Raw genomic sequence first — 13,362 nt, forward strand, 5'->3', positions numbered from 1 at the left:
CCCGGGCGAATGCGCTGCCTGCACGGAACCTGCGATGCCATCGAAAAGTGCCGGGATCGTTGCCTATCGGAAGCGCGGGGAGATCGAGGTCCTGCTCGTTCATCCCGGCGGGCCGTTCTGGCGCAACAAGGACCTCGGCGCCTGGTCGGTCCCGAAGGGCGAGTATGCCGACGAAGAAGACGCAGAAACCACCGCGCGACGGGAGTTTGCCGAGGAGCTTGGACTTGAGCTGTCCGTGCCGCTGACTTCGCTTGGCCGGGTCAAGCAGCGCGGCGGAAAGGTCGTCACCGCGTTCGCGGCCGAGTTCGACGTGGATTTGCGCAGCATTCGCAGCAACACTTTCGAGATGGAATGGCCGCCGCGCAGCGGCAAACGCCAGACCTTCCCTGAGGTCGACCGTGCAGAATGGTTCACGCTCGCAGAAGCGCACGAGAAGATCAACGCAGGACAACGCCCGCTGCTCGAGCGGCTGGCTCAGGTGGTCGGCATCACGCCAACCAGACGCGCTACTCCGCCTTGATGTTCGCCGCCGCCACCACTTCGGCGAGCTCCCTGGTCTCCTTGGCGATCTTCACAGCATACTCAGCCGGACTGAGCACGCTGACGACGCCCTGCGTCTCCAGCCGCTCCTGTAACACCGGATCCTTGGCTGCGGCGACGATCTCCCGGTGCAGCATCTCGAGCGTCGGCGCGGGCGTTGCCTTTGGCATGAAGAAGCCGACCCAGAACGAGATGTCGAAACCGGGATAGCCGGCTTCAGCGACGGTCGGCACATCAGGCAGCGCCGGCAGCCGTTCGGCTGAGGACACCGCGAGCGCGCGCAGCTTGCCGGCCTTCACCAGCGGCACGGCGGACAAGGGATCGAACACCGCCAGGACCTCCTGCGCGAGGATGCCGACCTCGGACGCAGCACCACCGCGATAGGGCACGTGGATCATCTTGACGCCGGCCTTCTGGCTGAGCAACTCCATGGCGAGATGAGCGAGGTTGCCGTTGCCGCCCGAGCCGTAGGCAAGCGCGCCGGGCGCAGCCTTTGCCGCGGCGACGAGATCGGCGACGGTGTTGATGTTGGCCGTCTTGGGATTGTCCGGATTGACCATCAGCACGAGCGGCGCCGACACGACGGTGGTGAGCGGCGCGAAGTCCTTTTCCGGATCGTAGCGGATGTCCTTGAAGAGCGTTTTGTTGAGCGTGATCGTGGAGGAGTTGCAGGCCAGCATCGTGTAGCCGTCGCCTTCCGCACGCGCGACGCCTTCAGCGGCGATCATGCCGTTGGCGCCGGCGCGGTTCTCGACCACGAAGGCTTGTCCGAGCTTGTTGCTCAGCCGATCGGCGACGATGCGCGCGACCACGTCGACCGGGCCGCCCGCGCTGAAGCCGACCATGATCTTGACCGGCCGCACCGGATATTTCTGCGCGAGGGCCTCCGTCGTCACGCACAATCCGGCGACGATCGCCAGCAGGCGAAGCATTCGTTGCATTCGTTTTCTCCCCAGACGCATCGCGCCGCTTTGGCATGACGCAGCGCATTCGCAGATCATGATGAGCGGGCGCGCCGGATTTCGCAATCGCGTTTGCGCGCCGGCATTCCGTCGCGCGGCAGGTCAGGGCCGATCCGAAACAAAAATGCGAAAACAACCCCATGCACAGTAGCCGGCAACTGCAAGAACAAGGACTTGCACGAACGCGGATTGGCACGAACGAGGATTGCGCGCTTCGTAATGCCGTTTGACTCGTCGGGCAAAACACTGGCAGAATGCCATCATCGCAACAATCGCCAGCGTCCACGCCGCCCGACCACGGGGGCTCGCGGCGATTGCGCGTAAGCCCTTCATCGACATCTCAAAAATCCCACAGGCGCGCAGCGAGCGATTGATTTCGCGCGCAATGAGCCCGCGCGAGCAAAGGACACAGCACATGACGACATCTGCGAAACACCACGGCACGCTGCCGGTTGCGGCAAACGATCGCAGCGGCCCCGACGCGAGCCCGCGGATCAAGCTCTACAAGCGGGGGATTGCGATCCTCCATGCCGACCCGCAAGCCGGCGAACGGCTGCTGGCCGAGGCGCTCGGCGCCGCCGACCGCGACGCCCTGCATGGCCTCCTCAAGCAATTGGTGAAGGCCAGCATGACCGGACGCAAGCCCGATGAAGCCAATCTCGCATTCATGATCTCGCTGGTGAAGAGCATCGCGCCGAAGGACTCGATCGAGGCCATGCTCGCGGTGCAGATGGCGTCGGTTCACGCGGCAGCGATGCGCTCCGCCTGCCGCCTCGCCCTCACCGATGACATTCCGCAGCAGGAGAGCCTCACACGCGCGCTGACCCGGCTGGCCCGCACCTTCGCAAGCCAGATCGAGGCACTCAGCCGCCACCGCAACAACGGCGAGCGTGCGATCACGGTCCGGAACTTGTCGGTGCAGGATGGCGGCAGGGCGATCGTGGGCAACGTGACGCAACACGCGAGCCTGATCGTCGCGGAGCCGAACGTTGCGACAGCCGCAGGACTGGTCCCGCCGCGTGAGGCCGGCGCGTGCGAACAGGCCGAATCCAGGCAAGGCAGCAATGCATGAGCGGCGACCACATTCGCAACACGCGTGCGATGTGGACGAGCCCGCGCTGTGGCGCCGAAACGCGAAACGGCACCACCTGCCGCGCGCCGGCCGTGCACGGCAAGGTCCGCTGCCGCATGCACGGCGGCGCACGGAGAACAGGCGCGCCGAAGGGAAATCAGAATGCGCGAACGCATGGCGCATTCACGCGTGATGCGGTCGCTGAACGAACGCAGGACCAGGCCGTGCTGGATGATGCGTTGAAGCTCCTTGCGGAGCTGTAGCGAGTTGCCGAATAGACGTTGCGGGCGACCAGCGTAGATCGCAATCGTTGTTGACGAACACGCTTGCAGAGACCCGCAACAGATGCCCTGCAGACTTCCACCGTGGGTCATTTCCTTTGGTCTGTAAGGGCTTTGGTCGGCTACGCCGTCATGAGCGACAAGCTCTGCGCCAGCCTGGAGGTCGGCTAAGGGCAGGCTAGGCCAAAGAAGCAGCTGCACTGACCTTTAGTTGAAGCGTTGTCGTATTTGAACCTTCGCTCGAACTTCCGGACTCACGTCAGTGGGGATGGGAATGAACTGTCCCATCACAGCATCGAGCGATCGTAGCTGTCGTCACTCGTCAGCGGCAGTTGCAACGGAATTGGTTTCCGGGTTGCCAGCCTAAGCCGCACCAAGCCAGCGGATCGGCGGGCGAATATCGCGGAGGCAAACAGATGTTTCCAGCGAAACTTGCGGCATCGTTGCTGGGGTCAGCGTTGCTACTGACGCCGGTCCTTGCGCGCGACGATGGCCGATACGACCATTCTCCGCTGAAGTCTTGGTTCGAAAGCTTGCAGAGCGAATTTGGAAAGTGCTGTACCGATGCCGACGGATACATAGTGTCCGATGCCGATTGGGAGTCCAGTCGGGGCCGTTACCGTGTCCTCATCGACGGCGAATGGGTGCTCGTACCTGACGGTGCGGTTGTCACAGAACCAAACCGCTTCGGCCGTACAATGGTCTGGAGGCATTACATAGACGGCCATCCGCGCGTCCGATGCTTCATGCCCGGAATCATGACTTGACTTCACTTTCAAGGTGCTCCGCTTCGGGTCATTCGCGTCGATCTGCCCGCGTATTCTCGATGCCCGCTATGGCCCTAGCTGCCGGCGTGCCGGACACTTAGCCTTCGGGCCACAAGCAGACATCAGCACCTGATCGATGGCCTCGCTAGCAGCAAGAACGACCCGAGCGCGTCGTTGACGATGTAAAGTGCATCCGCGCGACCGGCGACGGTGAAGCCCCGCTCGCCCGCGGGTGCCGCAACTCCTGCTAACCACTCAACGGACATTCACTGGCGCCTGCGCCCGCTCGGCGTCGGCGGTCGCGGTGCCCATGTATTTCGATTGGAAATGAGCAACCCGCTCGCGCCACATTCCGACGAACGCTTCCGACGTCAGCTTCTCCACGGATTTCCACGCCTCTTTGACGGCCGGAAGCGTATTGCCCCAGATCGCGCGCCTGCACCATTTTTCGCCCTTCTCCCTGCCTTCGCCAGTGGCGCACATCGATTTCCAGGCGATGCGATTGGGTTGGCTGAGGTGCTCCGCGGCGCCTTCCCAGCCCTGTTGATGGATCAGGTAGAGATCGTTCAAGTCCGGCTTCCTGTGCGTCACCCACTGGAATAGAATGCCTTCCGTGATGACCTTGTAGGCTGCCGCAACGGCATTATCGCGGGGATTAAGAATGTCTCCGGATCCGAATTTTCCGAACTCGTATTTGCTCAGCTGGAACAGCCCGATATACGACCCGGTGCGCTGCTTGGGGTCGAAACCGGACTCGACCTTGGCCACGGCCTTCATGAAAGTGAAATCCAGACCGAAAGCGTCGGACGCGCGCTTGATCTCTTCCACCGGCGTCCCGACCGGGATGTCCTTGAACGAACGCAAGACGATCGCCGCCGGCTTCTCGGCAGGCGGCAGTTCGGACCAGACATAACAAATGAGATACCGGAAATCCCGCGGCCCCGTGCTGGAGGCACCGCCGGATGCACCGCACGTGGTCGGCGCCGGCTGGGCGACATCGTGGTGGCCCAAGTCCACCGAGTCCTGCGCAGGCGGTAAATCGGCCGACAGCGTTTGCGACGGACCGGGCAACGCGGCCACGACGATCGATTCCGATTTATCCGAGGCCGCCGTCGTGTCGGTGGCCGTCCCCGCCGCGGGCTCAGCGGCTGTCGCCACTTCGGCGCTAGCGACAGCGGCGTCCGCGGGTCCGGTGTTGCCCATTGCGATTGCCTGCGGTTCATCCGCGAGCCTCGCGGTGGCGGCGAGAGATGCTGCGCGGTCCTGGACTGTCACTGCGCGGGCGTTCTCGGAGCCGGCCGGACCGAAGCCGGCCAGCCAGCCAACGATCCACCCCGCGAGAACGACCGTTCCGCAAAACGTCGGCGCCACTATCGTAAGTCGCCGCGGGTTCATGATGCCGTCGCCCCCATAGGCTCCACCGGAGCCGTGTAGAAAAGCCAAGCATGCGAAGAGGCTCATTCTTGGGATCAATGTGGGTCGCGCAATGGCACAAACGGCCACTCGTCGATTTTTCTAAAACGTGTTGCCCCATTGCAACGCGTCGATCACAAGCAATCGCGCCCGTCTCCAGCGGCAACTCCCACGCTAATTGTGAGCTCGGTCCAATTTTCGACCCACTGCGACCGGATTTGGAGGAGAGGCTTGGTGCGCTGTCAGAATGACGCATCAGGCTTCGGCTTCGCGCATCGTCTCGAAACGATGGAACCGCGCCTATGGGACCGGGCGATGTTCGTTAAGGAATTACCACCAATGCAGCGTGCGATATCAATCGCTGTATTCGCCATTTTCATGCTCCCTGCGGGGATCGCACACGCTCAATTTCTGTTTGGACCCCAACACACGTTCTGGCGAAGCCAATACGCTCCGTACAAAGACAAGCACCACCATCGGCAGACAAACTCTGAAACGGCGAAGAGCGTTCGGCCCGAGCCCCTTCCGAAGGGCCCGCTCCAGATCATCATCTCGATAGCAGACCAACGGGTCTCGCTTTTTGACAACGGGGCGCTGATTGCACGCTCTTCGGTGTCCACGGGAATGGAAGGGCATCCGACGCCCCTCGGCGTCTTCAGCGTCATCAGCAAACAACGATGGCACCGTTCAAATATTTATAGCGCCGCCCCCATGCCCTACATGCAACGCATCACCTGGTCAGGGATAGCGTTGCACGCCGGTGTCGTGCCTGGGCATCCAGCGTCACACGGCTGCATCCGTTTGAAAGATGATTTTGCCGTTCGACTCTGGCATCTCACGAAGCGCGGCACGCGCGTGATCATTGCGCATGGTGATGCCCAGCCGGTCGAGATAACCAATCCGCATCTTTTTCAACCGAAAGCCGCGTCCGGTTCGTCCGAATTCCAGAGTGCCACCGTCGCAACCAAGAGCATCGGTGCAGCCGCGGCAACGCAGGGATCAGTGGTGTCAAACGCCGAGACTCCAGAAGCCGCCAGTTTCCAGGAGCCGGGCTCGGCTCCCGCTGCAAGCGTGCCCAAAAAGATCGTCCCGATCTCCATCTTCGTCAGTCGCAAGTTGAGCAAGCTGTTCGTGCGTCAGGGCTTCACGCCGTTGTTTGATGTCCCGGTCAAGATCGACAATCCGGAGGAGCCGCTGGGAACGCACGTGTTTACCGCAATGGAATTCCAGAACGAGGGGACGGCTATTCGCTGGAGCGTCGTGTCGATTCCAGAGGAATTGCCCCGTATGTCCGAAGCTGCCACGAAACGGCGAGAAGCGCCCGCGAAGCAAACCGCGCCGGAACCATTACCCGACAAAGCCAACGCTGCGCTCAATCGTATCGAAATGCCCCAGGATACGGTTGAGAAGATTTCTGAACTCCTGACGCCGGCCTCTTCGTTGATTGTTTCCGACAACGGAATTAGCCAGGAGACAGGAAAAGACACGGATTTCATCGTGGTAACGCATTGACGCGGCGGCGCGACCCACCAACACACGATGTCGCTGCGCAACCCGCTGGAATTGTCCGACGACAACTTGATGTCCGCACCTGAGCCCTGCGGCGCGAGGTCCGCTAAGGGGTCGCAAGCGGTCATGGACCGGCTGCGCGGGGCAGGTCAGCTATGGGCCCACAAGCGGTCATTCCTGGTGGAGATGGTCACGTCGCCACGAGTACAGAACATCGGGTTCTTTCTCTTCGTTGCGTGCGCCATCTGTCTCTGAGACAAGCCGAAAACCATGCTTCTCGTAGAACTTGCGTGCAGTTTGGTTTCGCTGGAAGGTCCAGAGGCTCAGGTGCGCAAATCGATCCTTCGCAACATTCAACAGCGTAAGGCCAATCTGACGGCCTTGCCACGTTGGGAGCACGTAGAGTTGGTCGATCCATGCATCGCGAAACGCTATAAAGCCAACGAGCTCTTGGCCGCTGGACCAGCCCCAGAGTTGGCAGGCCGGAAAAATGCGTTCTCTGAAGAACCAACGGTCCTCCGCTGGAGTGTGGAGCCCGGCCAGAGTTGGCAGAGCTTGGTCGAAAGCCGTACGATGGACAGCGGCCGCAGCATCCATGTCTTCAATCGCAAGTCGCCTCAGCATTTATGAACCCCAAGGTCTCGGCCGATCGTACCCCAGCGAACCTATCGCAGCTATGCGCAACACGTCTCTTCTGGGGCAATCGCGTCGGTGCAGACCTCTACTGTCTCTTCCAGTCCGGCCCGAACAGCTGACATGGTGGAGCCGGCGCAGTTGGTCCGGAACGGGCCAGAAGCCGAAGCCAACTACTGATACTCGTCGAGAGAAAACTCAGGGGGCTTTCCGCGCGTCGTCACAGACCAGTCGATGCACTGTCGGCGCTACAATTTGACTGCGCTTCAAGTCCATGTTGCTAATTACCTCGGAGAACTTGCCGTCGCAGTCAAAGTGAAACTCGAAGAGGTTGTTCTTGTTAAAGGCATCTCCATCGATAATGTAGGCAGTGGCGGAGTGGGCGGGCTTCGTGCTTAGATCAATTGCGAATTTGGTGCCGTCGTCGGCGGTCATTACCTGCCAGCGCGGCTTAATGAGCTTGCCCCGCCAGTTGACGTAGCCGTCACGCCAGAGAAGTGACGATGTGTCCGCCGCCATGCGATCTGGTGACTGAGCCGCGATACTCGATGGTAACACCGCCAAAACGGACATTAGGATTTTGGTTCCAACCTTCATTGAGCGTACTCACTTGGCAACATTGGGTGCGATAGCTCATCATTGCCCACTGCCAAGTCGAATAGCCTTTTATGGCCGCTTTGGGTCAAAACGCGAAGAACTCAAGTTGAGCAAATCTGGTCCGCTCTGGCTCAACGAGCGGACTTCCGACCGCCCAGGCGCAACTTCGCAGATGGGCCAGCAGCAGACCTTCTGACCTACGGCATTTTCGCATCCATCAACACGAATGCCAGGCGGCAAGTCTCCTTTCCATGATTGACCCAGGCATGGTTGGTAGCCTGTTGGACGACCGTGTCGCCGGCCTTGAGATGCACCACGGAGTCTTCGAGCATCAAGTCGATTTCCCCCGCAAGGACCACGACGTAATCAACGGTGCGAGTGCGATGCCAGATCGGCGGAGTGGGATGATCAGCATTGAATGGGGCAAACTCGACAACGCCGAACTGAGTACCGTTTTCAGGAGGAGATACACCAACGGATTTATCTCTCGTGTCCCCCTTTGATGGAATGATAGGCAACCCGCTAGTGACCCAAAGATTTGCCGAACCCAGATCGTTCGCCAATGGTGCTATCGCTATCCGGCCGTCCATTATGGCAGCCGATTTGCTGTCCTTTGCGTCGGGTCCCGTCACCACTCTTCGTATGTCCGACGCCGATGCTTGCCCTGCGAGGAACATCGCGAGCATGAAGCCGATTGTCATGCGGAACATTTGATTGACCTCCCGTAGACTCATCACCACCAGATATTGCGCTCAGCCGTGATGGCGTTGCGACCTGCGAACCTAGAAGATTATTGATCGGGCGGCGATTCGAGTATTGTCAAAAAGCTGACTGTCCGGCCTACGTCGGCAGTGGGTCAAAAAGCTGACCGTTAGCGGCCCGCGCCGGCGGACGTCGCGGCGGTTGAGGCGCTCTTTGGCTTGGGGCCAGAAGCAGCCGTACGTTCGGAATGCCCCGTCACTCACTGGTCTCGTTCTGTTTTCGGATCAGGGACATGTCCGAGACGCGGGTAGTGATAGGCAGTCCATGCTGTCTAAGAACACTCCATCCGGCCCATAGCCCGATGAGGCCAAAAAGGCTGGCCGCCGGAAGAACCCAGGTCATTTGTCTGGCGCCCAGCGTAGCGGCTATCGTCGCGCAGAATACGGCGACCAAGACCGCAGGAAGGACATATGGCCAGGTTCCTACAACACGGTCCAACCCTCTTCGGCCGATGAGCAATACTGCAATCACCCCTAAGCAACTCATGCCTAAAAGGAGAACATTCCCGCCAATATCGAGCACAAGGCTTACCCTGTGCTGTGGCATGGAGCGGCCCCCCAGCAAGTGTTCGTAAAGACGAACGCCCGAAGCATAGGCCATAAGAAGGCAGAACAACCCGAATACGAAGCCGATCGTCTTGAGGAGAGGCCTTGCCGCTTGTACTTCCATGCCGGGCAGCTTCACCTGTGCTCAACGCTCTATGAGGCGTTCAACCGAAGACCAGTTTGGTAGAGCGCACCGGTGAAATTTCCGCTCATGTCTTTGGTCAAGCTCAGGTTGCCGCAATCGCGTAAAGGCGTCGAAGAACGACGACTTACGGTCGCAGATTACCAACACCATCTCACTTCCGCAATGGATCACAAGCTGAACTCATGCATTGAAAGTCGCTTGGTGTCGGAAAGCGGACGTCGGCTGGTCGAGCCTGCGACTATGATGAGAGACGGGATTTGAACCTACGACCTCATGATCATGAGCCTAACAGAGCGCGGCCGACCTAAGCCCGGTCGACCGCTGCATGCCCGGCTAACACCGCACCACGCGAGGCCGGCCAGCGCCGCACCAGGCACCAGCCGTCTTCCGCCTGCTACTGCGAGCGGTCCGAGGTCCAGCCCTTGTACTCGCCGACATTGTCGCGCGTCACGAGTTTCGACGGCAGCAGCTCGACGGTGGACGCCGGCTTCTGGCCGTTGAGAATGTTGACGCCGACCTGCACGGCGCGGCGGGCCATGAAGAACGGGTCCTGCGAGGCGGAGGCCTGGATCTGCGTCGCCTGCGGGTCCTTGAGCGCTGCTTCGATGTCGGGTGCGCCGTCGACCGCGGTGATGACGATGCCGGTGCGCTGCTGCTGGCGCGCGGCAAGGTCAGTGCCGATCGCCTGCGGATCGTTGATGGCGAAGATGGCGTCGATCTTGGCAAAGCGGGTCAGATAGCCCTGCGCCACCGTGAGGCCGCCTTCGCGCGAGCCCTTGCCGTCCTGGTCGTTGGACAGGACCTTGATGCCGGGATTCTTGCCGAGCACGTTCTTGCAGCCGACGACGCGGTCGATCACCGCGGAAACCTGCGGGCCGTTCTCGATGATGACGTCGCCCTTGCCCCCGAGCTTGTCGACGATGTACTGGCAGGAGATCTCGCCGGCCTGGACATTGTTGGTGGTCACCGTGGCGTCGGCGCCTTCGGCCGCGGTGTCGACGGCGACGACGACGATGCCGGCGGCCTGCGCCTTCTTGATCGCCGGGCCGACCGCCTTGGGATCGCCGGGATTGAGCAGGATCAGGTCGACGCCCGCGGCAATGAAATTGTCGATCTGGGTGACCTGCTTGCCGAGATCATATTCGAAGCCGACGGTGGTGATCTTCACATTGGGATTGGTCTTCTTGGCCTCGAACTCGGCGCCCTTCGACAACGCGACGAAGAACGGATTGCCGAGCGAGCCCAGCGAAACGCCGATCGACTTGAGCTCCTTGGCGCCGGACGGCGCGGAGCTCAGGACGAGCGCCATCGCGGCGCCGGCAAACGAGATCGACTTCAACATTGGCTTCCTCCCTGGTCTGTTTGAAGCTCCGGCACGGCGACCAGTTGCCGTGACGGAATGAACATGAGGGCGCAGCGCCCGCTGCATTTCTTGCTCTCAAGTGCGCGCCGAGCCCTGCAGCCGATAGCGGTCCAGTGCGACCGCGCCGATGATCACCAGACCCTTGATCACATATTGCCAGACGTCGGACACGCCGATCAGGATCAGGCCGTTCGACAACACCGCAATGATCAGCGCGCCGACCAGCGTTCCCCAGATCGAGCCGATGCCGCCGACGAAGGATGTGCCCCCCAAGATCACGGCGGTGATGGCGTCGAGCTCGTAGGATTGGCCGAGTTGCAGGCCATTGGCGGCATAGAGCCGCGCCGCCTGCATCGCGCCGCCGAGACCGGCGAGCAGGCCCGACACGCCGTAGACGAAGATCAGCACGGCCCAGACCTTGATGCCGGCGAGCCGCGCCGCGCTCTCGTTGCCGCCAACCGCATAGATGTGCACCCCGAGCACGGTGCGCTTGAGCACCAGCCACGACACCAGGATGACCAGCAACGCGATCACCCAGAGCCACGGAATCGACACGACGCCCGGAATGAGGGTCAAGGCGCCGTTGCCGATGAAGGCATAGGGGATCGACGGATTGAACACGGTGGTGTCGGCGCCGAGCAGGCGCGCCGCGCCGCGCACGGCGGTCAATGATCCCAGCGTGACGATGAAGGGCGGCAGGCGCATCAGCGCGATCAAGCCGCCATTGAGAATGCCGAAGACCGCACCGGTGAGCACCGCGGCCGGCAACCACAGCACCCCGAGATCGGGGAATTTGGAGATGATCAGCCCGGCCATCGCCGACGCCGCCAGGATGGAGCCGACCGACAGGTCGATGCCGCCGGTGAGGATGACGAAGGTCATGCCTGCGGCCAGCACGGTATTGACCGCGGACTGCTGCACCACGATGCCGATGTTCTGGCCGGTGAAGAAGCGGCCGTCCGACAGCACGTGAAAGCCGACGCACAGCAACAGCAGCACCGGCAGCATGCCGACCGCGCGAATGATCATCCGCGTCCGCTGCCGCTTCGTCTCCTGCGCGGCGGCAAGACCGGACGCCACGGGAGCCGCTTTCGCGGAAGCGCCGTTCTCAGGCATCGAGCTGCTCCGTTCCAGTGGCGAGGGCCATGATCTCCTCCTGACTGAGCGGCGATGTCGCGTCGCGTCGGATCTGCCCGGCGATATGTCCCGCGCGCATCACGATGACGCGGTCGCAGATGCCGATGATCTCGGGCAGGTCGGACGAGATGACGAGAACCGCGGTGCCCGACTTCGCGAGATTGTCGATGATCGAATAGATCTCGGACTTGGCCCCGACGTCGACGCCGCGCGTCGGCTCGTCGAGGATCAGGATCTTCGGGCCGATCGCGAGCAGCCGCGACAGCAGCACTTTCTGCTGGTTGCCGCCGGAGAGCCCGCCGGCGGGAACACCGACATTCGCAGCGCGGATGCCGAGGCCCGCAAAAGCGCGCTTGGCGCGGTCGCGGGCCTTGTCGCGGTCGAGGATGCCGCCGAATTTCGCGTCGCGGCCCAGCACCGCGAGATTGATGTTGTCGAGACAGGACATGTCGAGGAACAGGCCGAGCGCCTTCCTGTCCTCGGTGAGATAGGCAATGCCGGCGTCCAGCGCCTCGCCCGGCGTGCGGATCGAGACCGCCCGCCCCTCGATCTCGACATGGCCGGAGACCATCGGCGCGGCGCCGATGATGAGATGCGCAAGATCGGTGCGGCCGGCGCCGACCAGGCCGGCAAGGCCGACCACCTCGCCCGCATGCACCGTCAGCGAACATCCCTTGACGCGCCTGCCGTCGGCGATGTCGACGGCCGCGAGCACGGGAGCTCCCGATCGCGCGTTGGGATCGTTCCTGGGATCATGCTCCTTCTTGTAGAAGGACGAGACGTCGCGTCCCACCATCATCCGGACGATGGTGTCGGCGCGGATGTCGCCCTTGTCGAGCGAACCGACCAGCGTGCCGTCGCGCAGCACCGTGACGCGATCGCCGAGCGCATAGACCTCGTCCATGCGATGCGAGATGTAGATGATGGCGAGACCTTCGGCGCGCAGCTGGCGGATCAGCGCGAACAGCCTTTCGCTCTCACCGGCCGACAGCGCGGTGGTCGGCTCGTCCATGATCAGGATCCTGGAGCGGGCGTGCAGCGCGCGCGCGATCTCGACCAATTGGCGCTGGCCCATCGAGAGATTGGCGACCAGCGTCTGCGGCGTGAAATCCGCGCCGAGTCGCGCCAGGATCGGACCGACGCCGGCCTGCATCGCCTCGCGCGCCAGCAAGCCGCCGCGGGAGACCTCGCGACCGAGATAGATATTCTCCGCAACGCTCAGATTGGGGGCGAGCGAGAGTTCCTGATAGATGATCGCGATGCCGGCCGCGCGGCCGCCGAGCGGGCCGCTGATCTGCACGGGCTGGCCGTCGATGCGGATTTCGCTGCCCGGGTCCGGCCGGTAGGCGCCGGACAGGATCTTCATCAGGGTGGATTTGCCGGCGCCGTTCTCGCCCATCAAGGCGTGGATCTCGCCCGCGTAGACGGTGAGGTCGACATCGCGCAGCGCCTTGATGCTGAAGAACGATTTAGAGACCCGGCGCATCTCGAGGATGGGCTCGCTCATCACACCTCCCCGACGCGCCGACGGCGGCATCGCAATCTCACCCGCGTCTCGTTGGTCCCCGGCGCGGGTGCGAGCATTAAACAAAAGGTTGTGGCGCAGGGCAATACCTCCCGCATGCCGACCAACGGT

14 protein-coding genes are annotated in these 13,362 nt (G+C 62.1%); 5 read left to right on the forward strand and 9 right to left on the reverse strand.

Annotation, left to right across the window (positions count from 1 at the left end; all coding sequences use genetic code 11):
- Nucleotides 1-34: 34 nt before the first annotated feature.
- Complete coding sequence (locus IVB40_RS26545) at nt 35-520, forward strand: NUDIX domain-containing protein (RefSeq protein WP_247816776.1); 486 nt, start codon at nt 35-37, stop codon at nt 518-520.
- Here IVB40_RS26545 and IVB40_RS26550 read toward each other — a convergent pair.
- Nucleotides 507-1,481, reverse strand: coding sequence for a tripartite tricarboxylate transporter substrate binding protein (locus IVB40_RS26550; protein ID WP_247816777.1), 975 nt, complete (start codon nt 1,479-1,481; stop codon nt 507-509). The two genes, IVB40_RS26545 and IVB40_RS26550, sit on opposite strands and share 14 nt — an antisense overlap.
- 436 nt (nt 1,482-1,917) lie before the next feature.
- Here IVB40_RS26550 and IVB40_RS26555 point away from each other — a divergent pair, with 436 nt between their 5' ends.
- From IVB40_RS26555 to IVB40_RS26565, 3 genes are all read left to right on the forward strand, one after another.
- Entirely contained in the window at nt 1,918-2,574 is a 657-nt protein-coding gene (locus IVB40_RS26555; protein ID WP_247360102.1) for a hypothetical protein, read from the forward strand.
- Nucleotides 2,571-2,837 (forward strand): HGGxSTG domain-containing protein, encoded by a 267-nt coding sequence (locus IVB40_RS26560; RefSeq protein WP_247816778.1) that lies wholly within the window; start codon nt 2,571-2,573, stop codon nt 2,835-2,837. The genes IVB40_RS26555 and IVB40_RS26560 overlap by 4 nt, the downstream gene beginning before the upstream one ends.
- A 434-nt stretch (nt 2,838-3,271) precedes the next feature.
- Nucleotides 3,272-3,622 (forward strand): hypothetical protein, encoded by a 351-nt coding sequence (locus IVB40_RS26565; RefSeq protein ID WP_081747933.1) that lies wholly within the window; start codon nt 3,272-3,274, stop codon nt 3,620-3,622.
- Between the two features lie 255 nt (nt 3,623-3,877).
- On the opposite strand, the gene IVB40_RS26570 is transcribed toward IVB40_RS26565, so the two are convergent.
- The gene (locus IVB40_RS26570; protein WP_247816779.1) at nt 3,878-5,017 is read right to left on the reverse strand and encodes a transglycosylase SLT domain-containing protein; all 1,140 of its coding nucleotides are present in this window, start codon (nt 5,015-5,017) and stop codon (nt 3,878-3,880) included.
- Between the two features lie 252 nt (nt 5,018-5,269).
- Here IVB40_RS26570 and IVB40_RS26575 point away from each other — a divergent pair, with 252 nt between their 5' ends.
- Nucleotides 5,270-6,547 carry a L,D-transpeptidase gene (locus IVB40_RS26575; RefSeq protein WP_247819599.1) on the forward strand — a complete coding sequence of 426 codons (1,278 nt, stop codon included), beginning with the start codon at nt 5,270-5,272 and terminating at the stop codon, nt 6,545-6,547.
- Nucleotides 6,548-6,715: 168 nt separating this feature from the next.
- Here IVB40_RS26575 and IVB40_RS26580 read toward each other — a convergent pair whose 3' ends face one another.
- The 7 genes from IVB40_RS26580 to IVB40_RS26610 form a co-directional block, all read right to left on the reverse strand.
- A complete protein-coding gene (locus IVB40_RS26580; protein ID WP_247816780.1) occupies nt 6,716-7,168 on the reverse strand; it encodes a GNAT family N-acetyltransferase in 453 nt (150 codons plus the stop codon).
- 207 nt (nt 7,169-7,375) lie between these two features.
- Nucleotides 7,376-7,774 (reverse strand): hypothetical protein, encoded by a 399-nt coding sequence (locus IVB40_RS26585; protein ID WP_247816781.1) that lies wholly within the window; start codon nt 7,772-7,774, stop codon nt 7,376-7,378.
- Nucleotides 7,775-7,971: 197 nt separating this feature from the next.
- The gene (locus IVB40_RS26590; RefSeq protein ID WP_247816782.1) at nt 7,972-8,484 is read right to left on the reverse strand and encodes a cupin domain-containing protein; all 513 of its coding nucleotides are present in this window, start codon (nt 8,482-8,484) and stop codon (nt 7,972-7,974) included.
- A 247-nt stretch (nt 8,485-8,731) separates the two neighbouring features.
- The gene (locus tag IVB40_RS26595) at nt 8,732-9,220 is read right to left on the reverse strand and encodes a hypothetical protein (RefSeq protein WP_247816783.1); all 489 of its coding nucleotides are present in this window, start codon (nt 9,218-9,220) and stop codon (nt 8,732-8,734) included.
- Nucleotides 9,221-9,620: 400 nt separating this feature from the next.
- Nucleotides 9,621-10,568 (reverse strand): ABC transporter substrate-binding protein, encoded by a 948-nt coding sequence (locus IVB40_RS26600; RefSeq protein ID WP_247360109.1) that lies wholly within the window; start codon nt 10,566-10,568, stop codon nt 9,621-9,623.
- 96 nt (nt 10,569-10,664) lie between these two features.
- Complete coding sequence (locus IVB40_RS26605) at nt 10,665-11,705, reverse strand: ribose ABC transporter permease (RefSeq protein WP_247816784.1); 1,041 nt, start codon at nt 11,703-11,705, stop codon at nt 10,665-10,667.
- The gene (locus IVB40_RS26610) at nt 11,698-13,233 is read right to left on the reverse strand and encodes a sugar ABC transporter ATP-binding protein (RefSeq protein WP_247816785.1); all 1,536 of its coding nucleotides are present in this window, start codon (nt 13,231-13,233) and stop codon (nt 11,698-11,700) included. The genes IVB40_RS26605 and IVB40_RS26610 overlap by 8 nt, the downstream gene beginning before the upstream one ends.
- Nucleotides 13,234-13,362: the final 129 nt, after the last annotated feature.

Source organism: Bradyrhizobium sp. 40 (assembly GCF_023100925.1).
In the GTDB taxonomy this organism is placed as follows: domain Bacteria; phylum Pseudomonadota; class Alphaproteobacteria; order Rhizobiales; family Xanthobacteraceae; genus Bradyrhizobium.

What these genes read in the sequence shown, in the direction of transcription:
- IVB40_RS26585 (WP_247816781.1), bottom strand. Translation starts at nt 7,774, where the DNA reads ATGAAGGTTGGAACCAAAATCCTAATGTCCGTTTTGGCGGTGTTACCA.
- IVB40_RS26600 (WP_247360109.1), bottom strand. Translation starts at nt 10,568, where the DNA reads ATGTTGAAGTCGATCTCGTTTGCCGGCGCCGCGATGGCGCTCGTCCTG.
- IVB40_RS26550 (WP_247816777.1), bottom strand. Translation starts at nt 1,481, where the DNA reads ATGCAACGAATGCTTCGCCTGCTGGCGATCGTCGCCGGATTGTGCGTG.
- IVB40_RS26590 (WP_247816782.1), bottom strand. Translation starts at nt 8,484, where the DNA reads ATGTTCCGCATGACAATCGGCTTCATGCTCGCGATGTTCCTCGCAGGG.
- IVB40_RS26610 (WP_247816785.1), bottom strand. Translation starts at nt 13,233, where the DNA reads ATGAGCGAGCCCATCCTCGAGATGCGCCGGGTCTCTAAATCGTTCTTC.
- IVB40_RS26555 (WP_247360102.1), top strand. Translation starts at nt 1,918, where the DNA reads ATGACGACATCTGCGAAACACCACGGCACGCTGCCGGTTGCGGCAAAC.
- IVB40_RS26580 (WP_247816780.1), bottom strand. Translation starts at nt 7,168, where the DNA reads ATGCTGAGGCGACTTGCGATTGAAGACATGGATGCTGCGGCCGCTGTC.
- IVB40_RS26605 (WP_247816784.1), bottom strand. Translation starts at nt 11,705, where the DNA reads ATGCCTGAGAACGGCGCTTCCGCGAAAGCGGCTCCCGTGGCGTCCGGT.
- IVB40_RS26560 (WP_247816778.1), top strand. Translation starts at nt 2,571, where the DNA reads ATGAGCGGCGACCACATTCGCAACACGCGTGCGATGTGGACGAGCCCG.
- IVB40_RS26570 (WP_247816779.1), bottom strand. Translation starts at nt 5,017, where the DNA reads ATGAACCCGCGGCGACTTACGATAGTGGCGCCGACGTTTTGCGGAACG.
- IVB40_RS26545 (WP_247816776.1), top strand. Translation starts at nt 35, where the DNA reads ATGCCATCGAAAAGTGCCGGGATCGTTGCCTATCGGAAGCGCGGGGAG.
- IVB40_RS26565 (WP_081747933.1), top strand. Translation starts at nt 3,272, where the DNA reads ATGTTTCCAGCGAAACTTGCGGCATCGTTGCTGGGGTCAGCGTTGCTA.